This is a genomic window from Enterobacter sp. 940_PEND (assembly GCF_001059415.1).
Classification (GTDB): Bacteria; Pseudomonadota; Gammaproteobacteria; order Enterobacterales; family Enterobacteriaceae; genus Enterobacter; species Enterobacter cloacae_M.
Map to the genome: position 1 here is coordinate 60,469 of NZ_JUMS01000099.1, position 19,303 is coordinate 79,771.

21 protein-coding genes are annotated in these 19,303 nt (G+C 58.2%); 14 read left to right on the forward strand and 7 right to left on the reverse strand.

Annotation, left to right across the window (positions count from 1 at the left end; all coding sequences use genetic code 11):
- The 5 genes from agaF (at window position 1) to ADJ24_RS14480 (ending at window position 5,755) form a co-directional block, all read left to right on the forward strand.
- Complete coding sequence (agaF, locus tag ADJ24_RS14460; RefSeq protein ID WP_023309310.1) at window positions 1-435, forward strand: PTS galactosamine/N-acetylgalactosamine transporter subunit IIA; 435 nt, start codon at window positions 1-3, stop codon at window positions 433-435.
- Window positions 432-1,565: an N-acetylglucosamine-6-phosphate deacetylase gene (gene nagA / locus ADJ24_RS14465; RefSeq protein WP_023309311.1), complete on the forward strand. Its 1,134-nt coding sequence runs from the start codon at window positions 432-434 to the stop codon at window positions 1,563-1,565. Before agaF ends, nagA begins: the two co-directional genes overlap by 4 nt.
- 246 nt (window positions 1,566-1,811) lie before the next feature.
- Window positions 1,812-2,960 (forward strand): SIS domain-containing protein, encoded by a 1,149-nt coding sequence (locus tag ADJ24_RS14470; protein ID WP_023309312.1) that lies wholly within the window; start codon window positions 1,812-1,814, stop codon window positions 2,958-2,960.
- Window positions 2,961-2,972: 12 nt separating this feature from the next.
- Window positions 2,973-3,845, forward strand: a complete 873-nt coding sequence (kbaY, locus tag ADJ24_RS14475) for a tagatose-bisphosphate aldolase subunit KbaY (RefSeq protein ID WP_023309313.1) — start codon at window positions 2,973-2,975, stop codon at window positions 3,843-3,845.
- Window positions 3,846-3,865: 20 nt separating this feature from the next.
- A complete protein-coding gene (locus ADJ24_RS14480; RefSeq protein ID WP_023309314.1) occupies window positions 3,866-5,755 on the forward strand; it encodes an enterotoxin in 1,890 nt (629 codons plus the stop codon).
- 67 nt (window positions 5,756-5,822) lie between these two features.
- Here ADJ24_RS14480 and rsmI read toward each other — a convergent pair whose 3' ends face one another.
- Entirely contained in the window at window positions 5,823-6,686 is an 864-nt protein-coding gene (gene rsmI / locus ADJ24_RS14485) for a 16S rRNA (cytidine(1402)-2'-O)-methyltransferase (protein WP_023309315.1), read from the reverse strand.
- 61 nt (window positions 6,687-6,747) lie between these two features.
- On the opposite strand from rsmI, the gene ADJ24_RS14490 reads away from it, so the two are divergent.
- From ADJ24_RS14490 to dolP, 4 genes are read left to right on the forward strand one after another with little or no spacing between them, the layout of a single operon-like run.
- Window positions 6,748-8,925, forward strand: a complete 2,178-nt coding sequence (locus tag ADJ24_RS14490) for a penicillin-binding protein activator (protein ID WP_023309316.1) — start codon at window positions 6,748-6,750, stop codon at window positions 8,923-8,925.
- Entirely contained in the window at window positions 8,883-9,278 is a 396-nt protein-coding gene (locus ADJ24_RS14495) for a YraN family protein (RefSeq protein WP_023309317.1), read from the forward strand. Before ADJ24_RS14490 ends, ADJ24_RS14495 begins: the two co-directional genes overlap by 43 nt.
- A 21-nt stretch (window positions 9,279-9,299) precedes the next feature.
- Window positions 9,300-9,890 (forward strand): DnaA initiator-associating protein DiaA, encoded by a 591-nt coding sequence (gene diaA / locus ADJ24_RS14500; protein ID WP_003861754.1) that lies wholly within the window; start codon window positions 9,300-9,302, stop codon window positions 9,888-9,890.
- Between the two features lie 9 nt (window positions 9,891-9,899).
- The gene (gene dolP, locus ADJ24_RS14505) at window positions 9,900-10,475 is read left to right on the forward strand and encodes a division/outer membrane stress-associated lipid-binding lipoprotein (RefSeq protein ID WP_023309318.1); all 576 of its coding nucleotides are present in this window, start codon (window positions 9,900-9,902) and stop codon (window positions 10,473-10,475) included.
- A 67-nt stretch (window positions 10,476-10,542) separates the two neighbouring features.
- Here the strand turns inward: dolP and ADJ24_RS14510 are convergent, their stop codons facing one another.
- A complete protein-coding gene (locus ADJ24_RS14510) occupies window positions 10,543-11,580 on the reverse strand; it encodes a permease (protein WP_023309319.1) in 1,038 nt (345 codons plus the stop codon).
- A gap of 40 nt (window positions 11,581-11,620) precedes the next feature.
- Window positions 11,621-12,265 (reverse strand): NAD(P)H-binding protein, encoded by a 645-nt coding sequence (locus tag ADJ24_RS14515; RefSeq protein ID WP_023309320.1) that lies wholly within the window; start codon window positions 12,263-12,265, stop codon window positions 11,621-11,623.
- A gap of 128 nt (window positions 12,266-12,393) precedes the next feature.
- Between ADJ24_RS14515 and ADJ24_RS14520 the strand changes: the two genes are divergently transcribed.
- Window positions 12,394-12,912, forward strand: coding sequence for a type 1 glutamine amidotransferase domain-containing protein (locus ADJ24_RS14520; protein ID WP_023309321.1), 519 nt, complete (start codon window positions 12,394-12,396; stop codon window positions 12,910-12,912).
- On the opposite strand, the gene ADJ24_RS14525 is transcribed toward ADJ24_RS14520, so the two are convergent.
- Window positions 12,892-13,326 (reverse strand): YhbP family protein, encoded by a 435-nt coding sequence (locus ADJ24_RS14525; protein WP_023309322.1) that lies wholly within the window; start codon window positions 13,324-13,326, stop codon window positions 12,892-12,894. The genes ADJ24_RS14520 and ADJ24_RS14525 overlap by 21 nt on opposite strands.
- A gap of 14 nt (window positions 13,327-13,340) precedes the next feature.
- Between ADJ24_RS14525 and ADJ24_RS14530 the strand changes: the two genes are divergently transcribed.
- Window positions 13,341-13,670, forward strand: coding sequence for a GIY-YIG nuclease family protein (locus ADJ24_RS14530; protein ID WP_023309323.1), 330 nt, complete (start codon window positions 13,341-13,343; stop codon window positions 13,668-13,670).
- Here the strand turns inward: ADJ24_RS14530 and ADJ24_RS14535 are convergent.
- The gene (locus ADJ24_RS14535; RefSeq protein ID WP_023309324.1) at window positions 13,657-14,160 is read right to left on the reverse strand and encodes a GNAT family N-acetyltransferase; all 504 of its coding nucleotides are present in this window, start codon (window positions 14,158-14,160) and stop codon (window positions 13,657-13,659) included. The genes ADJ24_RS14530 and ADJ24_RS14535 overlap by 14 nt on opposite strands.
- On the reverse strand, window positions 14,154-14,678 hold the full coding sequence (gene ubiT / locus ADJ24_RS14540) for a ubiquinone anaerobic biosynthesis accessory factor UbiT (protein WP_029739636.1): 525 nt from the start codon (window positions 14,676-14,678) through the stop codon (window positions 14,154-14,156). Before ubiT ends, ADJ24_RS14535 begins: the two co-directional genes overlap by 7 nt.
- Before the next feature lie 211 nt (window positions 14,679-14,889).
- On the opposite strand from ubiT, the gene ubiU reads away from it, so the two are divergent.
- From ubiU to ADJ24_RS14555, 3 genes are all read left to right on the forward strand, one after another.
- The gene (ubiU, locus tag ADJ24_RS14545) at window positions 14,890-15,885 is read left to right on the forward strand and encodes a ubiquinone anaerobic biosynthesis protein UbiU (RefSeq protein WP_023309326.1); all 996 of its coding nucleotides are present in this window, start codon (window positions 14,890-14,892) and stop codon (window positions 15,883-15,885) included.
- A 7-nt stretch (window positions 15,886-15,892) separates the two neighbouring features.
- The gene (locus ADJ24_RS14550) at window positions 15,893-16,771 is read left to right on the forward strand and encodes a U32 family peptidase (RefSeq protein WP_023309327.1); all 879 of its coding nucleotides are present in this window, start codon (window positions 15,893-15,895) and stop codon (window positions 16,769-16,771) included.
- Window positions 16,772-16,849: 78 nt separating this feature from the next.
- Window positions 16,850-17,857 (forward strand): luciferase-like monooxygenase, encoded by a 1,008-nt coding sequence (locus ADJ24_RS14555; RefSeq protein ID WP_023309328.1) that lies wholly within the window; start codon window positions 16,850-16,852, stop codon window positions 17,855-17,857.
- Window positions 17,858-17,919: 62 nt separating this feature from the next.
- Here ADJ24_RS14555 and mtr read toward each other — a convergent pair whose 3' ends face one another.
- Window positions 17,920-19,164, reverse strand: coding sequence for a tryptophan permease (gene mtr, locus ADJ24_RS14560; RefSeq protein WP_023309329.1), 1,245 nt, complete (start codon window positions 19,162-19,164; stop codon window positions 17,920-17,922).
- Between the last annotated feature and the right edge of the window lie 139 nt (window positions 19,165-19,303).

The window sequence follows — 19,303 nt, forward strand, 5'->3', positions numbered from 1 at the left end:
ATGTTAGGCATTATTTTGACGGGTCACGGCGGTTTTGCCAGCGGACTTGAGCAGGCGATGAAGCAGATCCTGGGCGAACAGCCGCAGTTTATTGCCATCGATTTTCCGGAAACCTCCACCACCGCGCGGCTGATCGCTCAGCTTGAGCAGGCAGTGAGTGAACTCGATGCAGAGCACGATATTGTGTTTCTCACCGACCTGCTCGGCGGCACGCCGTTTCGCGTGGCATCGACGCTCGCCATGCAACGGCCGGGCAGTGAAGTTATCACCGGCACCAACCTGCAGCTGCTGCTGGAGATGGTGCTGGAGCGCGACGGATTAAGCAGCGAGGCGTTTCGTCTGCAGGCGCTGGAGTGCGGGCACCGCGGCCTGACGAGCCTGGTCGACGAGCTGGGGCGCTGTCGCGAGGAAGCTCCGGCTGAGGAAGGGATATGAGCCAGCTGCTGCGCGCGCGACGGATCCTTACCGAACAGGGCTGGCTGGACGACCACCAGCTACGCATTGAAAGCGGCGCGGTTGCGGCGATTGAACCCATCCCGGCGGGCGTTACGGCACGCGATGCGGAGCTGCTTTGCCCGGCGTATATCGATACGCACGTCCACGGCGGCGCGGGCGTGGACGTCATGGATGATGTGCCCGACGTGCTGGACACCCTGGCGATGCATAAAGCGCGTGAAGGCGTGGGCGCATTTCTGCCCACCACCGTGACCGCGCCGATGGAAGCCATCCACAGCGCACTGATGCGTATCGCCCGGCGCAGTCAGTCCGGCGGACCCGGCGCGCAGATCCTGGGCAGTTATCTGGAAGGACCGTACTTTACGCCCCAGAACAAAGGGGCGCATCCGCCCGAGCTATTCCGGGAACTGGATATCGCCGAGCTGGACAGGCTGATTGACGTTTCACAGAGCACGCTACGGGTGGTGGCGCTCGCGCCGGAAAAAACCGGCGCGCTGCAGGCGATTCATCATCTTAAACAGCGCGGTATCCGCGTCATGCTGGGCCACAGCGCTGCTACGTACCGGCAAACTCTCGCCGCGTTTGATGCGGGTGCCGACGGGCTGGTGCACTGCTACAACGGTATGACGGGTTTGCACCACAGAGAGCCCGGCATGGTCGGCGCAGGGCTGACGGACAAACGGGCGTGGCTGGAGCTGATTGCCGACGGCCACCACGTCCATCCGGGAGCGATGCGTTTATGCTGCTGCTGCGCTCAGCATCGCGTGGTGCTGATTACCGATGCCATGCAGGCGGCAGGTATGCCGGACGGTCGGTATACCCTGTGCGGTGAAGAGGTCACGATGCAAAACGGCGTGGTTCGAACCGGCTCCGGCGGGCTGGCGGGCAGTACGCTGTCGCTGGATGCCGCGGTCAGGAATATGGTGGTGTATGCGGGCGTAACAGCCGAAGAGGCGATCCATATGGCCTCGCTGCACCCTGCCCGGCTGCTGGGCGTTGACGATCAGCTTGGATCCTTAGCCCCGGGCAAACGCGCCAATATTATTGCGCTGGACGGGGGTTTACACCTCCAGCGGATCTGGATTCAGGGCCAGGCTCTCCCCCTTTAGCCCTTTCATTGTGTCTCCTTTTGGCTTTACGGCCTGAAACCGTAAGGCCTTTCTTTTCCTTTCCTTAAATTTTCCCTTTCCTTTCACGATCACACTTTTCGTTTTATTTCTTTTCTTTCATTGAAGTTTCGATTTCTTTTCTATAGATTTTATTTAACTGCTTAAGTGAACAAGTGAAACGAAACGAAAGATAGCGACACGATTGCCAGCGTCTGATGTGGAATTCACACGACTAAGGACTGAGTTATGCAACAAACCACTACCGCCACCGCAACCGGCACCTGGACCGAGGAAGAGATCCGCCAGCAGCCTGCCAGCTGGATCCGCTCGCTCAACAACATCGATAACCTGCGTGCTTCGATCGACAGTTTCCTGACGCCGCTGCTGCGCAAGCGCGATCTGCGGATCGTCCTGACCGGCGCGGGCACGTCCGCCTTTATCGGCGATATCATTGCGCCATGGCTTTCAAGCCACACCGGGAAAAACTTCACCGCCGTCCCGACAACCGATCTGGTCACGAACCCGATGGACTACTTCAGCCCTGGGCACCCGCTGCTGCTGGTTTCGTTTGCCCGCTCCGGCAACAGTCCGGAAAGCGTCGCGGCCGTTGAGCTGGCAAACCAGTTCGTGCCGGAGTGCTATCACCTGTCCATTACCTGCAACGAGGCGGGGAGCCTGTACCAGAACGCCGTCGACAGCGATAACGCCTTTGCCCTGCTGATGCCTGCCGAAACGCACGATCGCGGGTTCGCGATGACCAGCAGCATCACCACCATGATGGCGAGCTGTCTGGCCGTGTTCGCCCCGGAAACGATCAATAGCCACACCTTCCGCGACGTCGCCGATCGCTGTCAGGCGATCCTCGCCTCGTTCGGGGATTTCAGCCACGGCGTCTTTGGCAGCGAACCGTGGAAACGGATCGTGTATCTGGGAAGCGGCGGCCTGCAGGGCGCGGCGCGCGAATCGGCGCTGAAGGTGCTGGAACTGACGGCGGGCAAGCTGGCGGCATTTTACGACTCCCCTACGGGCTTCCGTCACGGGCCGAAGTCGCTGGTAGACAATGAAACGCTGGTGGTGGTGTTCATCTCCAGCCATCCATATACGCGTCAGTACGATCTGGATCTGCTGGCCGAGCTGCGCCGCGATCGCCAGGCCCTGCGCGTCGTCGCCATCGCCGCTGAAAACGATCCGGTCATTGAAGCGGGTCCGCACATTCTGCTGCCGCCTTCACGTCCGTTTATTGATATGGAACAGGCGTTCTGCTTCCTGATGTATGCCCAGGTCTTTGCGCTCACCCAGTCGCTTAGCGCAGGCATTACGCCCGATACGCCATCGGCCAGCGGGACGGTCAACCGCGTGGTGCAGGGCGTCGTTATTCATCCGTGGCAGGCTTAAGAGGATCTGATTATGAGTATTATCTCGACGAAATATCTTCTGCAGGACGCGCAGGCAAAAGGCTACGCCGTTCCGGCGTTCAACATCCACAACGCGGAGACGATCCAGGCGATCCTCGAAGCGTGCAGCGAAATGCGATCGCCGGTGATCCTCGCGGGCACGCCGGGCACCTTTAAGCATATTGCGCTGGAAGAGATCTACGCCCTGTGCAGCGCCTACTCCCACACCTACGACATGCCGCTGGCGCTGCACCTCGATCACCACGAATCGCTGGACGATATTCGCCGCAAGGTCAACGCGGGCGTGCGCAGCGCGATGATCGACGGCAGCCACTACCCGTTTGAACAAAACGTGAAGCTGGTGAAGTCGGTGGTCGATTTCTGCCACCTCAACGACTGCAGCGTCGAGGCCGAGCTGGGCCGTCTGGGCGGCATGGAAGATGACATGAGCGTGGACGCGGAAAGCGCATTCCTCACCGATCCGCAGGAGGCAAAACGCTTCGTCGAACTGACCGGCGTTGACAGCCTCGCCGTCGCCATCGGCACCGCCCACGGCCTTTATACCAAACGCCCGAAAATCGACTTCCAGCGGCTGGCGGAAATTCGCGAAGTGGTCACCGTGCCGCTGGTGCTGCACGGCGCGAGCGATGTGCCGGATGAGTTTGTTCGCCGCACCATCGAGCTGGGCGTGTGCAAAGTCAACGTGGCGACCGAGCTGAAAATTGCTTTCTCTGACGCGGTTAAGGCCTGGTTTGCCGAAAACCCGCAGGGTAACGATCCGCGCTTCTATATGCGGGTCGGCATGGACGCCATGAAAGAGGTGGTCAGAAGCAAGATCGCCGTTTGCGGCTCGGCAAACCGATTGCTGCTTCCGGCAGAAGCCTGATTAAAAAGGAGCTTACGCTGATGAAAAAAATCCTCGCACTCTCAGTGCTGGCCATGTGCGTTTCCCATAGCGCGGTGGCCGCGAACTACGCGCTCGGTAACGACAATATTGCTCTGTCATTTGATGATGCAAACTCAACGGTAGTGGTTAAGGACACCAGGGCTAACCATCCGCTCACGCCGCAGGAGCTATTCTTTCTAACGCTGCCGGACGAGACGAAAATCCACACCGCTGATTTTAAAATCAAGCATGTCGAAAAGCAGGACAGCGGCTTGGTCATCGATTTCACCCATCCGGACTTTAACGTAACGGTGAAGCTGAACCTGGTGAAGGGGAAATACGCCAGCATTGACTACACCGTTGCCGCCGTTGGTCAGCCGCGAGACGTGGCAAAAATTACCTTCTTCCCGACCAAAAAGCAGGCTCAGGCACCTTACGTAGACGGGGCGATTAACAGCTCGCCGATCGTCGCAGACTCGTTCTTTATTCTGCCTGACAAGCCTATCGTTAACACTTACGCCTATGAAGCGACCACCAATCTCAACGTAGAGCTGAAAACGCCGATTCAGCCAGAGTCGCCGGTCAGCTTTACCACCTGGTTCGGCACCTTCCCGGAGACCAGCCAGCTGCGCCGCAGCGTAAACCAGTTTATTGATGCCGTCCGCCCGCGTTCGTATAAGCCTTATTTACACTACAACAGCTGGATGGATATCGGCTTCTTTACCCCGTACTCCGAGCAGGACGTGCTGGGGCGGATGGATGAATGGAATAAGGAATTTATCACCGGGCGCGGCGTGGCGCTGGATGCGTTCCTGCTTGACGATGGCTGGGATGACCTGACCGGACGCTGGCTGTTTGGCCCGGCATTCAGCAACGGTTTTAGCAAAGTTCGGGAAAAAGCTGACAGCATGCACAGCTCCGTTGGACTGTGGCTCTCGCCGTGGGGTGGATATAACAAACCGCGCGACACTCGCGTCTCGCATGCAAAAGAGTACGGTTTCGAAACGGTAGACGGGAAGCTGGCGCTGTCAGGCCCAAACTATTTTAAAAACTTCAATGAGCAGATCGTTAAGCTAATTAAAAACGAGCACATTACCTCGTTCAAGCTGGACGGGATGGGTAATGCCAATTCGCATATTAAGGGCAGCCCGTTCGCCTCGGATTTTGACGCCTCTATCGCTCTGCTGCACAACATGCGCAGCGCCAACCCGAATCTGTTTATTAACCTGACGACAGGTACCAACGCCAGCCCGTCCTGGCTGTTCTACGCTGATTCCATCTGGCGCCAGGGCGATGACATCAACCTGTACGGTCCCGGCACGCCGGTGCAGCAGTGGATGACCTACCGCGATGCGGAAACGTACCGCTCCATTGTTCGCAAAGGGCCGCTGTTCCCGTTGAACTCGCTGATGTACCACGGGATCGTTAGCGCGGAAAACGCCTATTACGGGCTGGAGAAGGTGCAAACGGACAGCGACTTTGCCGATCAGGTCTGGAGCTACTTCGCCACCGGAACCCAGCTGCAGGAGCTGTATATCACCCCTTCAATGCTGAATAAGGCGAAGTGGGACACCCTGGCGCGGGCCGCGAAGTGGTCGCGGGAAAACGCCGGCGTGCTGGTGGATACCCACTGGATTGGTGGCGATCCAACCGCGCTGCAGGTTTACGGCTGGGCATCCTGGAGCAAGGACAAAGCGATTCTCGGCTTGCGTAACCCGTCGGATAAGCCGCAAAGCTACTACCTGGATTTAACAAAAGATTTTGAAATCCCGACAGGAAACGCGGCGCAGTTTCGTCTGAAAGCGGTGTACGGCAGTAATTCAACCGTACCGGAGGAGTATAAAAACGCGGTGGTGATTACGCTGCAGCCGCTGGAAACGCTGGTGTTTGAGGCGGTGCCAGTTAGCTAAAAGACGCATAACGATCTGCAGGCCGGGTTAGGCGCAGCCGCCACCCGGCAAAACAGGCGGCAGGGGCTTACTCCCCCTGCTGCTCCAGCGCATGCTTATACAGCGCATTTTTCTTCACGCCGTGAATTTCCGCCGCCAGCGCAGCGGCCTTCTTCAGCGGCAGTTCCGCCTGCAGCAGCGCCAGCGTGCGCAGCGCGTCGGCTGGCAGCGCGTCTTCCTGCGCCTTATGCCCTTCGACAATCAGCACCATTTCGCCCTTGCGGCGGTTTTCGTCTTCCTTCACCCACGCCAGCAGTTCACCCACTGGGGCACCGTGAATGGTTTCCCAGGTTTTGGTCAGCTCGCGCGCCAGCACCACGTAGCGGGCTTCTCCCCACACGGTCACCATATCTTCCAGGCTCTCCAGCAGGCGGTGCGTGGATTCGTAGAAAATCAGGGTGCGCGGTTCCGCTTCCAGATCTTTTAACACGTCACGGCGGCCTTTGGATTTAGCAGGCAGGAAGCCTTCATAGCAGAAACGGTCAGACGGCAGACCCGCCGCACTCAGCGCAGCAATGGCAGCGCACGGCCCCGGCAGCGGCACAACGCGAATACCGGCTTCACGACAGGTACGCACCAGGTGATAGCCGGGATCGTTGATCAGCGGCGTACCGGCATCGGAGACCAGGGCAATGTTCTGTCCCTCTTTCAGCTTCGCCACCAGCGTTTCGGCTTTTTGTTGCTCATTGTGATCGTGCAGAGCAAACAAACGGGCATTAATCGCGAAATGTTGCAGTAGTAAGCCGGTGTGGCGGGTATCTTCAGCAGCAATTAAATCAACAGCTTGCAGTACGGTGAGCGCACGTTGGGTAATATCAGACAAATTCCCGATAGGAGTAGGTACAATATAAAGCTGGCCTTGAGAATTATCTGCCGTTTCGTGTTGTTTCATTGTTTCGTCCGTATTGCCGATTTAATATTGAGCATTGCGTAAAAAAATCACTGGATACAGTATGGTACCGTTAACGTTTCTTCGAAAAAAAGCCACGCGCAGCGTGCCGCTTCTGCTGGCAGCCCTGATCTTTGCAGGCTGTGGCACCCAGGCACCTGACCAGAGCACCGCCCATCTTCAGGGTTCTGCTCAGGCTGATTCTGGCTTTTATCTGCAACAAATGTCGCAGAGTTCAAATGATACCAAGACCAACTGGCAATTACTCGCCATTCGTGCACTGCTGAAAGAGGGTAAAACCCAGCAGGCAGCCGAACTGTTTAACCAGTTGCCAAAAGATCTTAACGACGCCCAGCGTCGTGAGCAGAGCCTGCTCTCTGCCGAGCTGAAGGTCGCGCTGAAAGATTACGCCGCCGCGAAGAAGATCCTCGGGGATATTGACGTGAGCGCGCTGGATAAAAATCAGCAGGCTCGCTTCTGGCAGGCGGGCATTACCGCGGAGCAGGGGCGCCCTTCCCTGACGCTGCTCCGCGCCCTCGTCGCGCAAGAGCCGCTGCTCGGCGGTGCCGACAAGCAGAAAAATATCGATGCCACCTGGCAAGCGCTTGCCTCAATGACCCAGGAACAGGCGCAGGCGCTGGTCATCAACGCCGATGAAAACGTTCTTCAGGGCTGGCTGGATCTGCAGCAGATGTGGTTTAACAACCGCAGCGATCCAAAGATGCTCAAAGCCGGTATTACGGACTGGCAGACGCGCTACCCGCAAAACCCGGGTGCGAAAATGCTGCCAACCCAGCTGGTGAACGTGCAGAACTTTAAGCCAGCGTCCACCAGCAAAATCGCTCTGCTTCTGCCGCTCAACGGCCAGGCGGCGGTGTTTGGCCGTACCATTCAGCAGGGCTTTGAAGCCGCGAAAAACGGTACCACCTCGGTAACCGGCAGCGCGGTTCCCGCGCAGGCGGCCCAGGCGGCTAACGTGAATGATGTGGTCAGCCCGTCCGCAGCGGAGACCAGCGACCTGACCACGGCGCAAGCGCCGGCGCAGGGTACGATGCAAAACCCGGTGACGGCCCCGACGACGCCTCCGACTACAGCTGCACCGGCTGCGGCAGCCCCGGCTACTACAGCACCCGCTACTCAGGTTCCGGCCGAGACGCAATCGGCGCCAGCGCCTGACGCAACGGCAGAACAGCCTCAACCGCAGCCTGCACAACCCGCGGCCCAACCTGCTGCGCAGCCGCAGGCCGTGGCAACCACCAGTGCCAACCCGGGCGCTGAGTTGAAAATTTACGACACTAGCTCGCAGCCGCTTGATCAGGTTCTGGCGCAGGTTCAACAGGACGGGGCGAGCATCGTTGTCGGTCCGCTGCTGAAAAACAACGTGGAAGAGCTGATGAAGAGCAATACCACGCTGAACGTGCTGGCGCTCAACCAGCCTGAGCAGGTTCAGAACCGAGCCAATATTTGCTACTTCGCGCTTTCCCCTGAAGATGAAGCCCGCGATGCGGCGCGCCATATTCACGAGCAGGGTAAGCAGGCTCCGCTGCTGCTCATCCCACGCAGCGCGTTGGGCGATCGCGTGGCCAATGCCTTTGCCGATGAGTGGCAGAAGCTCGGCGGCGGCGTGGTGCTGCAGCAGAAATTCGGTTCCGTCTCTGAACTGCGCGCGGGCGTCAACGGCGGGGCGGGTATCGCGCTTAACGGTAGCCCGGTCACCGCAAGCCTGCCGCAGCAGCAGAGCGTGACGATTGGCGGCCTGACGATCCCTGCCCCACCTACCGATGCGCAGATTAGCGGTGGCGGTAAAGTAGATGCGGCCTATATCGTTGCCACGCCGCAGGAGATCGCCTTTATCAAACCGATGATCGCGATGCGTAACGGCAGCCAGAGCGGCGCAACGCTCTACGCCAGCTCGCGCAGCGCGCAGGGCACCGCAGGCCCGGATTTCCGTCTGGAAATGGACGGTCTGCAGTACAGCGAAATCCCGATGCTGGCAGGCAGCAACCCGGCGCTGATGCAGCAGGCGCTAAGTACCGTACGTAACGATTATTCACTGGCGCGTCTGTATGCGATGGGTGTCGATGCCTGGGCGCTGGCGAACCACTTTACCCAGATGCGTCAGGTGCCGGGCTTTGAGCTTAACGGCAACACCGGCGATCTGACCGCGACTCAGGACTGCGTGATCAACAGGAAGTTATCATGGCTCAAATACCAGCAGGGGCAAATCGTCCCGGCCAGTTAAGCCGTAAAGAGACCGGCGATGCGTGGGAGTTAAAGGCGCGTCGCTGGCTTGAAGGCAAAGGACTGCGCTTTATCGCTGCTAACGTCCGCGGGCGCGGCGGCGAAATCGACCTGATCATGAAAGACGGTCAGGTCATCGTGTTTGTAGAAGTCCGCTTTCGACAGTCCTCCCGTTTTGGCGGTGCTGCCGCCAGCGTGACGCTCGCCAAACAACATAAATTATTACAGACTGCCCACTTGTGGCTTGCCCGCCATAATGGGAGCTTTGATACTGTGGATTGCCGGTTCGATGTGATAGCCTTCACCGGAAATAAGATCGAATGGCTTAAAAACGCTTTTGGCGAAGACGCATAATTAAGATTTAAAAGGGATAACGTGCTCGAAAGAATTAAAGTGTGCTTCACAGAAAGCATCCAGACTCAGATTGCCGCGGCGGAAGCCCTTCCGGATGCTATCTCGCGTGCCGCAATGACGCTGGTGCAATCCCTGCTTAATGGCAACAAAATCCTCTGTTGTGGCAACGGCACGTCAGCCGCCAACGCACAGCATTTTGCTGCCAGCATGATCAATCGCTTTGAAACAGAACGCCCGAGTTTACCCGCCATTGCACTTAATACCGATAATGTGGTCTTAACGGCGATTGCTAACGATCGTCTGCATGACGAAATTTATGCAAAGCAGGTGCGAGCCCTGGGTCACGCCGGAGATGTGCTGCTGGCCATCTCCACGCGCGGCAATAGCCGGGACATTGTCAAAGCCGTTGAAGCCGCCGTCACCCGCGACATGACAATCGTGGCCTTAACCGGCTATGACGGGGGTGAGCTGGCGGGTCTGCTTGGGCCGCAGGATGTGGAAATCCGCATTCCTTCTCACCGGAGCGCGCGTATTCAGGAGATGCATATGCTCACGGTGAACTGCTTATGTGATTTGATCGATAACACGCTTTTCCCTCACCAGGATGATTAAGGAGTTCTTATGAAGGCTTTATCGACCCTCGCAGTCCTTATGTCTGCGTTACTGCTTCAGGGATGTATCGCTGCGGCCGTTGTGGGCACCGCTGCAGTGGGCACCAAAGCAGCGACCGATCCGCGCTCCGTGGGGACGCAGGTGGATGACGGTACGCTGGAGCTGCGCGTCAACAGTGCGCTGTCGAAAGACGAACAAATCAAGAAAGAAGCGCGTATCAACGTGACGGCTTATCAGGGCAAAGTGCTGCTGGCAGGCCAGGCGCCGAATCTGGAGCTCGCCTCTCGTGCGAAACAGATTGCGATGGGCGTAGAAGGTACCACAGAGGTGTTTAACGAAGTGCGTCAGGGCAAGCCAATTGGCCTGGGTGACGCCTCTTCCGATACCTGGATCACCACCAAAGTGCGTTCCCAGCTGCTGGGTTCGGACCAGGTGAAATCCTCCAATGTGAAAGTGACGACTGAAAACGGCGAAGTGTTCCTGCTGGGTCTGGTGACCGACCGTGAAGGGAAAGCGGCGGCCGATATCGCTAGCCGGGTGAGCGGCGTGAAGCACGTCACCACCGCGTTTACTTACATAAAATAAAAAAAATCCCCTCGCTTGAGGGGATTTTTTTGTAGGCCCGGTAAGCGTCACCGCCACCGGGATTTTTTTACATCAACGCAATACTCCCCACCATCACCCCGCTCAACGCCACCAGCCCTGCGGTCAGCCACAGCGCTTTCGCCGGGAACGACTTACGCAGCATGATAAGCGACGGCAGGCTGATCGCCGGCAGCGTAATCAGCATCGCCAGCGCCGGCGCGGTGCCCATACCGGCCAGCATCATGGTCTGAACAATCGGGATCTCCGCCGCCGTTGGGATCACAAACAGACAGCCTGCAACGGCCATCGCAATGACCCACATCAGCGTGTTGTCGATAGCGCCATCCGCATGCGGGAAGAGCCAGACGCGCGCCGCCCCCAGAACCAGTACCGCCAGGATATAGACCGGGATGGTGCTCCAGAAAAGCTGCCATAGCGCCCTGCCCCAGCGCACAAAGAATTCCCCCTGCGGCTCGCTGACGTCCAGCTCAACGGCTGCGGGTTCTGCGGCGGTGTCCTTCACCCATTTTTGCACCAGCGTCGCCACCACCAGTACGGTCAGTAGCCCGGCGACCAGACGGATGAACGCAAAATGCCAGCCCAGCACAAAGCCCATAAACACCAGCGTTGCCGGGTTGAGCAGCGGGTTCCCCATCCAGAACGCCAGCGCGCCGCCCATCGACACGCGCTGACGGCGCATACCTGCGGCCACGGGCGCGGCGCAGCAGGAACACATCATGCCCGGCAGCGAGAAAATCGTCCCCAGCAGCGTGCCCTGAAAGCGCGGCTGCCCAAGGGTTTTCACCAGCCAGTTGCGCGGGATAAGCACCTGAATCAGTGACCCCAGGATCACGCCTAAGACGGCGGCCTTCCAGACGGCAAGGAAGTAGACCATGGCGTAGTCCCACGCCGCCTGAAGCGGGCTGGAATCAGCCTGTGCGAGAATAGATTTACCGATGCTGTGCGTTTCGGCGGCGGTGAAGGCTTTGCCGTAGTACGGCTGCCATTTCACGTACCAGAGGCCAACAATGACCACGAGAAAGAAGAGTGCGGGCTTCCACCACTGAACAGGTGTTGCCGCCTGAGATGAAGACTGACCAGTCATAGCATTCCCCGGAGAGTATTAGGTTATTAGCCGGGGGAGTTTACGCCTCGCCCTGCGCGATTTCACGCAGTTTTGCCGAAGGGATAATGTTTACGCCCGCTTTCGACGGGGCCAGCCCCTCTTTTAACATCGCGCGCGCGACGTCCCGTGCCTCGATGGATTTCCAGTTGCCGGGAAGAATGCGAAACAGCGGGGCAAATATCGACTCGTTAAACCGGCGTTCGTCCCGGTGGCCGATCAGCATCGAGGGGCGCACAATCGTCAGCTGCTCCCATTTCTGCGCAATCAGCGCATCCTCCATCTTGCCCTTCACCTTGTTGTAGAAGAAAGGCGATCCGGCACTGGCGCCCAGCGCGCTGACCACCAGAAAATGTTTGGCCCCCAGCTTTTTCGCCGTGAGCGCGGTATCCACCACCAGCGTATAGTCGGCGTGGATAAATGCCTCTTTGCTGCCCGCCTCCCGCCGCGTGGTGCCCAGACAGCAAAAGGCGATATCAATGGGATCCTGCACCTGCGCCAGCGCGTCGGTCAGCTGAGGATCGTGCGGATTAAAGACGCCGGATATGTCCGCCAGCGGTCGACGCGTCGGTGCGGCGATATAGTTCACGCGGCGATCCTGAATCAGCAGCCGCAGCAGATGATCGCCCACTAACCCGGTAGCACCTGTAATCAATACCTGACTCATCTTTTCCCCTTTACAGAATTGTCCGTTTGCGAACTCAGCGTCGTCGACCACACTTAGAAGTCTGTTACGGGTAAGTATTTACCACAAGCGGAGAAAAATCAGTCTGAAGCCAAAACAACGGAGGAAGCATGGGCAAGAAAATCGCAGTCTTGATTACCGACGAGTTTGAAGATTCAGAATTCACCTCTCCAGCAGAGGCGTTCCGCAAGGCGGGACATGAGGTCATCACCATTGAGAAAGAGGCGGGTAAAACGGTGACAGGCCATAAGGGCGAGGCGACCGTAACCATCGATGAGACCATCGATAACGTGAGTCCCTCAGATTTTGACGCCCTGCTGTTACCCGGCGGCCATTCCCCGGATTCCTTGCGCGGGGACGAGCGCTTCGTGACCTTCACCCGGGATTTTGTCTCTACCGGCAAACCGGTCTTTGCCATCTGCCACGGCCCGCAGCTGCTCATCAGCGCAGACGTGGTCCGCGGGCGTAAGCTTACCGCCGTGAAACCGATCGTTATCGATCTGAAAAATGCGGGGGCCGAGTTTTACGATCAGGAGGTGGTCAACGACAAAGACCAGCTGATCACCAGCCGAACCCCGGACGATCTCCCGGCGTTTAACCGCGAAGCGCTACGCCTGCTCGGCGCGTAACCAGTGCAGCTTCTTGCCAAAGCCCAGGGTGTTGTCGGTAAATTTCAGCTCATCGAGGCGGATTTCCCACACCGGGGCTTTTAGCGCAGCGGCAACGGGAAAGCGGCGCGTGTAGAGCTTACGGCGCGCGTCGCTCTCTTCACCATCCAGACGACGGATCTCCCCTTTAAACTGCACGCCGCGGATCAGCGCGACCGTTTTCGGCTGGCCGTTTACCGTCCCCGCCACCTTTGCCTGCTGGCCGGTCATCTGCGCATGCCGCGTTTTGTCTTCGCTCATGACATAAAAAGCCACGCGCTCAGGATCGTAGTAGTAAAACGCATTTGCGCACCACATTTCCCCCTCGTCATAGACGCACCAGGTGACAACATGCTGCTTTGCCAGCCAGCGGTTAATGGCGGCCAGTGTTTCCATTTTCGTTCCCTCTCATGCTATGGTGCGTTCACCTTAACATACTGAATCCGTTTACCGTGTGCTGGTTTCTCTATCTTGTCCGAACCGCTGATAACGCCCTCTACACCGGGATCACCACCGATGTGGCGCGGCGTTTTTTACAACATCAAACGGGGAAAGGGGCAAAAGCGCTGCGGGGGAAAGGGGAATTACAGCTCGCCTTCTCAGCGGCAGTCGGCGACCGATCGCTGGCGCTCAGGCTGGAATACCGCATCAAGCAGCTGACGAAGCGCCAGAAAGAGCGCCTCGTGACCGGAGACGGCTCCTTTGAGGCGCTACGCGAGAGCCTGATTAAAAGCGATTGAAATGGTCGTGATACTCGACCAGGCCGTTGACGCCGTTGAGCGCGTCGTCCGCCAGACGGTGGACCTGGAAAGCGGATTCCGTACCCGGCCAGCGACAGCGCAGATCGTAATGCGCGGCCTGCTCAAAGCCTAAACGGCCATAGAACGCCGGATCGCCCAGCGTGACAACGGCTGCATAGCCAAACTCATTGAGCGAATCCAGCCCTTCATAGACCAGCTGGCGCGCCAGACCTTGCCCGCGATAGCTTTCATCTACCGCCAGCGGCGCCATGCCGACCCACTGCAGCTCTTCGCCCTGAACGATGACCGGACTGAAGGCAACATAGCCCACCACCTGACCTTCGTCATCGGTGGCAACCAGCCCCAGCGTAATCAGGCCATCCTCGCGAAGGTCGTGGACCAGTTGGGCTTCGGCATCGCTCGCAAAGGCGCGGCGTAACAACGCATCGATCCCCGGCGCATCAATCCCAATTTCGACTCGAATCAGCATGGCTCACCTACTGAAGTGTGTTTACCGTCCGGCGGGGTTTTCAGCCCGGCCTCAACGAAATCTGCCATTTGCATTAACATCACGCGCAGCGCTTTTGGCATCTGCTCCAGCTCAATGGCATCCATTAAATTCTTCACGTACAGGCCCAGCTCCGTGTCGCCTTCAATCACCAGACGGCGCTGGAAGAAGAGCGTATCCGGATCCTGCTTGCGCGCGGCGATCATCAGCAGATCGCTGGCGTTGGCGCTAAAGCTCACATCCGCGTCGGCGGATTCGCGTACGATCAGCTGGTCATTCTCAACGGAGGTAAACCAGCGCAGCCCGATGTCACGCACCTCAATGCTTAACCAGCGGCCTTCCAGGAATTCCAGCTCGCCGTCCTGCAGCGCCTGGCGGAACTGCCAGCTCAGGACCTGCTCCAGCACCTGGCGTTTTAGCGCGAACGGCGCCAGCTTGACCGGCACGCTCAGCATTGATGGTCCAAATTGTACGAGACGTGAACGCAGTTTATCCAGCACGAGCTTTACTCCCTGATATCTATAGTCCTGCTATTTTGCCATATCCGAAGCACAACATAGCGGCGTAAATCAACAAACCGTCGTCAGCCGTACCTCATTATTGGTGTCATCAATACGCCATTAGCTGCCTTAAATCAAAAATTGTCGCGTATGGGTTAATTAAAATCCCAGCTCGTTAACAATTTTGCGATCGACTACATCAGGATAAATTATGGAGCTGCTCTGCCCTGCCGGAAACCTTCCGGCGCTTAAGGCGGCCATCGAAAATGGGGCCGATGCGGTCTATATCGGGCTGAAAGATGATACCAACGCCCGCCATTTTGCTGGCCTCAACTTTACGGAGAAAAAGCTTCAGGAAGCCGTTAACTTCGTTCACCAGCACCGCCGCAAGCTGCATATCGCCATCAATACCTTTGCTCATCCTGACGGCTACGCCCGCTGGCAGCGCGCGGTGGATATGGCGGCACAGCTGGGTGCCGATGCGCTGATCCTGGCCGACCTCGCCATGCTTGAGTATGCGGCAGAACGCTATCCCCATATTGAGCGCCACGTCTCTGTTCAGGCATCTGCCACCAACGAAGAGGCGGTGCGTTTTTATCATCAACACTTTGACGTGGCCCGCGTGGTGCTGCCGCGCGTGCTCTCTATTCATCAGGTTAAGCAACTCGCGCGCGTCACGCCAGTGCCACTGGAAGTTTTTGCCTTTGGCAGCCTGTGCATCATGGCTGAAGGCCGTTGCTATCTTTCCTCTTATTTAACCGGTGAATCGCCGAATACCGTCGGGGCCTGCTCTCCTGCCCGCTTTGTCCGCTGGCAGCAAACCCCACAGGGGCTGGAATCCCGCCTGAATGAGGTGCTGATCGACCGCTACCAGGACGGTGAAAACGCCGGTTATCCAACCCTGTGTAAAGGCCGCTATCTGGTCGACGGCGAGCGCTATCACGCGCTGGAGGAGCCGACCAGCCTCAATACGCTGGAGCTACTGCCGGAACTGCTGGCGGCCAATATTGCCTCGGTGAAAATCGAAGGACGTCAGCGTAGCCCGGCCTACGTGAGCCAGGTAGCGAAAGTGTGGCGTCAGGCCATCGACCGCTGCATGGCGGATCCGCAGAACTACGCTCCACAGCAGGCCTGGATGGAAACGCTTGGTTCGATGTCCGAAGGCACACAAACCACGCTGGGCGCGTATCACCGTAAATGGCAGTGAGATCATCATGAAATATTCATTAGGACCGGTGCTCTACTACTGGCCAAAAGGGACGCTGGAAGATTTTTACCAACAGGCCGCGACCAGCAGCGCCGACGTGATTTACCTCGGCGAAGCGGTGTGCAGCAAGCGCCGCGCCACAAAAGTGGGCGACTGGCTGGATATGGCGAAAGGCCTGGCCGGAAGCGGCAAGCAGGTAGTGCTCTCCACGCTCGCGCTTGTGCAGGCGTCGTCCGAACTGGGCGAGCTGAAGCGCTACGTTGAAAACGGCGAGTTCCTGCTGGAAGCGAGCGATCTGGGCGTGGTGAACATGTGCGCTGAACGCAGGCTGCCGTTTGTCGCGGGCCATGCCCTAAACTGCTACAACGCCGTAACCCTGCGCCTGCTGCTCAAACAGGGAATGACGCGCTGGTGCATGCCGGTAGAGCTCTCCCGCGACTGGCTGGCAAACCTGCTTAAACAGTGCGACGAGCTGGGCATTCGCAATCAGTTTGAAGTGGAAGTGCTGAGCTACGGCCATCTGCCGCTGGCCTACTCCGCCCGCTGCTTCACCGCGCGCTCGGAAGACCGCCCGAAAGACGAATGCGAAACCTGCTGCATCAAGTACCCGAACGGACGCAGCATGCTGTCGCAGGAGAATCAGCAGGTATTTGTCCTCAACGGTATTCAGACCATGAGCGGCTATGTCTATAACCTCGGCAACGAGCTGGCGTCGATGGACGGGCTGGTGGACATGGTGCGTCTGTCACCGCTGGATACCGGCGTGTTCGCGATGCTGGACGCCTTCCGCGCCAATGAAAACGGCGCCGCTCCGCTGCCGCTGACGGCAAACAGCGACTGCAACGGCTACTGGAGACGTCTCGCCGGGCTGGAACTTCAGGCGTAAAAAAGGCTCACTTTGTTAACAACGGTTATCATTATTTAATGCAGTATTAAAGATTGACCGTCGACAAAGTGAGCTGTTATGACTGACAAAACCATTCCGTTTTCTGTGCTGGATCTGGCGCCGATCCCTCAGGGCTCCTCGGCAAGAGAAGCCTTTTCGCACTCTCTGGATCTGGCTCTGCTGGCCGAAAAGCGTGGCTATCACCGCTACTGGCTGGCCGAGCACCACAATATGGTTGGCATAGCCAGCGCCGCGACCTCGGTTTTGATCGGTTATCTGGCGGCAAACACCACCACGCTACACCTGGGCTCCGGCGGCGTGATGCTGCCGAACCACGCCCCGCTGGTGATTGCCGAGCAGTTTGGCACCCTGAATACCCTCTATCCGGGGCGTATTGATTTGGGTCTTGGTCGTGCGCCGGGCAGCGATCAGCCAACCATGCGCGCCCTGCGTCGCCATATGAGCGGCGATATCGACAACTTCCCGCGCGATGTGGCCGAGCTGGTGAACTGGTTCGACGCGCGCGATCCGAACCCGCACGTGCGCCCGGTGCCGGGCTACGGTGAGAAGATCCCGGTGTGGCTGTTGGGATCAAGCCTCTACAGCGCACAGCTCGCCGCGCAGCTTGGGCTGCCGTTTGCGTTTGCCTCCCACTTTGCCCCGGATATGCTGCATCAGGCGCTGCATCTCTACCGCACGAACTTCAAACCGTCCGAGCGTCTTGAGAAGCCGTACGCAATGGTGTGTATCAACATCGTTGCGGCCGACAGCAATCGCGACGCGGAATTCCTGTTTACCTCAATGCAGCAGGCTTTTGTGAAGCTGCGTCGCGGTGAGACGGGGCAGCTTCCGCCGCCGGTGGAGAATATGCATCAGCTGTGGTCCGCCTCCGAGCAGTATGGCGTGCAGCAGGCCCTGAGCATGTCGCTGGTTGGCGATAAGGCGAAAGTGCGTCACGGGCTGGACGCGGTGCTGCGCGAAACGCAGGCGGATGAGATTATGGTTAACGGCCAGATTTTCGATCACCAGGCGCGTTTGCATTCGTTTGAACTGGCGATGCAGGTGAAAGAGGAGTTGGTGGGGTAGTTTTTTGCTTTTCTCCCTCTCCCTATGGGAGAGGGCCGGGGTGAGGGGGTCAACCCCTCGTTTTACTGATAAACGGGCAACAGGTTAAAACTCGACAGCACGTGTACCAGTGCGTTACCAACGCCGAATACCAGAATCAGCGCAATCATCGGCTTACCGCCCCAGACGCGGAATTTTGGGCTGCCGAAGCGTTTACGTGATTTGCGCGCCAACAGCGCCGGCACAATCGCCGCCCAGATAGTTGCCGCCAGCCCTGCATAACCGATGGCATACAGGAAGCCGTTCGGCCACAGCAGGCCGCCCACAATCGGCGGCAGGAAGGTCAGCACCGCGGTTTTTAAACGCCCCATCGCAGAATCATCAAAGCCGAACAGATCCGCCAGATAGTCAAACAGGCCCAGCGTCACGCCCAGGAAAGAACTCGCCACCGCAAAGTTAGAGAAGATAACCAGCAGCAGATCCAGGCTGCGGCTGTTCAGCACGCCGCTCAGCGCCTGCACCAGCACGTCGATGTTACCGCCCTTCTGGGCAATGCCGATAAATTCCGGACGCGGGATGTTGCCCATCGTCCCCAGCAGCCAAATAACATACAGACCCAGCGCCAGCAGCGTGCCGTAGACCAGACACTTCACAATGGTGCGGGGATCTTTGCCGTAGTACTTCATCAGGCTCGGCACGTTACCGTGGTAACCGAACGACGCCAGACAGAACGGCAGCGTCATCAGCAGGTACGGCGTGTAGGAGGTGTTCACTTCGGCAACGTTAAACAGCGTGGCGGGCGTCACGTGCCCCAGAAGGCTGCCGAAGGTCAGGAAGAAGGTGATGACCTTAGCGCCTAATACAATCGCCGTCATGCGGCTCACCGCTTTGGTACTCATCCAGACGATAAACGCCACAGCCAGCGCAAAGCACAACCCAGCCAGACGCGCCGGAACGTTCAGCGACATCTCCGAGAAGGTGTGATGCAGAATCGAGCCGCTCGCCGAAATATACGCGTAGGTCAGGATATAGAGCACAAACGCGATGGACAGCCCGTTCACCAGGTTCCAGCCTTTACCCAGCAGATCTTTGGTGATGGTGTCGAAGCTGGAGCCAATGCGGTAGTTCAGGTTTGCCTCAAGGATCATCAGCCCGGAATGGAGCATGCAGAACCAGGTGAACACCAGCGCCGCCAGCGACCAGAAGAACCACGCACCGGACATGACCACTGGCAGTGAGAACATCCCAGCACCAATGATGGTACCGCCAATGATCACCACGCCGCCAAGCAGCGAGGGTGACGTTTGGGTGGTGGTTAGTGTCGCCATACAGCCTTTTCTCCAGTCAATCATGCGGTTCTGCATTTTAATGTGACGCACTGTACCAGTACAAGAGTACAAAGGGAATAAAAAAAGCCCCGATAGCGTATATCGGGGCTGTATATTTTACTTTACGTCAGAAGCGAAA

What these genes read in the sequence shown, in the direction of transcription:
- ADJ24_RS14525 (WP_023309322.1), bottom strand. Translation starts at nt 13,326, where the DNA reads ATGGAAACACTGGCCGCCATTAACCGCTGGCTGGCAAAGCAGCATGTT.
- ADJ24_RS14510 (WP_023309319.1), bottom strand. Translation starts at nt 11,580, where the DNA reads ATGACTGGTCAGTCTTCATCTCAGGCGGCAACACCTGTTCAGTGGTGG.
- ubiU (WP_023309326.1), top strand. Translation starts at nt 14,890, where the DNA reads ATGGAGCTGCTCTGCCCTGCCGGAAACCTTCCGGCGCTTAAGGCGGCC.
- mtr (WP_023309329.1), bottom strand. Translation starts at nt 19,164, where the DNA reads ATGGCGACACTAACCACCACCCAAACGTCACCCTCGCTGCTTGGCGGC.
- ADJ24_RS14550 (WP_023309327.1), top strand. Translation starts at nt 15,893, where the DNA reads ATGAAATATTCATTAGGACCGGTGCTCTACTACTGGCCAAAAGGGACG.
- ADJ24_RS14480 (WP_023309314.1), top strand. Translation starts at nt 3,866, where the DNA reads ATGAAAAAAATCCTCGCACTCTCAGTGCTGGCCATGTGCGTTTCCCAT.
- ADJ24_RS14470 (WP_023309312.1), top strand. Translation starts at nt 1,812, where the DNA reads ATGCAACAAACCACTACCGCCACCGCAACCGGCACCTGGACCGAGGAA.
- agaF (WP_023309310.1), top strand. Translation starts at nt 1, where the DNA reads ATGTTAGGCATTATTTTGACGGGTCACGGCGGTTTTGCCAGCGGACTT.
- ADJ24_RS14530 (WP_023309323.1), top strand. Translation starts at nt 13,341, where the DNA reads ATGCTATGGTGCGTTCACCTTAACATACTGAATCCGTTTACCGTGTGC.
- ADJ24_RS14495 (WP_023309317.1), top strand. Translation starts at nt 8,883, where the DNA reads ATGGCTCAAATACCAGCAGGGGCAAATCGTCCCGGCCAGTTAAGCCGT.
- nagA (WP_023309311.1), top strand. Translation starts at nt 432, where the DNA reads ATGAGCCAGCTGCTGCGCGCGCGACGGATCCTTACCGAACAGGGCTGG.
- ADJ24_RS14535 (WP_023309324.1), bottom strand. Translation starts at nt 14,160, where the DNA reads ATGCTGATTCGAGTCGAAATTGGGATTGATGCGCCGGGGATCGATGCG.
- kbaY (WP_023309313.1), top strand. Translation starts at nt 2,973, where the DNA reads ATGAGTATTATCTCGACGAAATATCTTCTGCAGGACGCGCAGGCAAAA.
- dolP (WP_023309318.1), top strand. Translation starts at nt 9,900, where the DNA reads ATGAAGGCTTTATCGACCCTCGCAGTCCTTATGTCTGCGTTACTGCTT.
- ADJ24_RS14520 (WP_023309321.1), top strand. Translation starts at nt 12,394, where the DNA reads ATGGGCAAGAAAATCGCAGTCTTGATTACCGACGAGTTTGAAGATTCA.
- ADJ24_RS14555 (WP_023309328.1), top strand. Translation starts at nt 16,850, where the DNA reads ATGACTGACAAAACCATTCCGTTTTCTGTGCTGGATCTGGCGCCGATC.
- rsmI (WP_023309315.1), bottom strand. Translation starts at nt 6,686, where the DNA reads ATGAAACAACACGAAACGGCAGATAATTCTCAAGGCCAGCTTTATATT.
- ADJ24_RS14490 (WP_023309316.1), top strand. Translation starts at nt 6,748, where the DNA reads ATGGTACCGTTAACGTTTCTTCGAAAAAAAGCCACGCGCAGCGTGCCG.
- ADJ24_RS14515 (WP_023309320.1), bottom strand. Translation starts at nt 12,265, where the DNA reads ATGAGTCAGGTATTGATTACAGGTGCTACCGGGTTAGTGGGCGATCAT.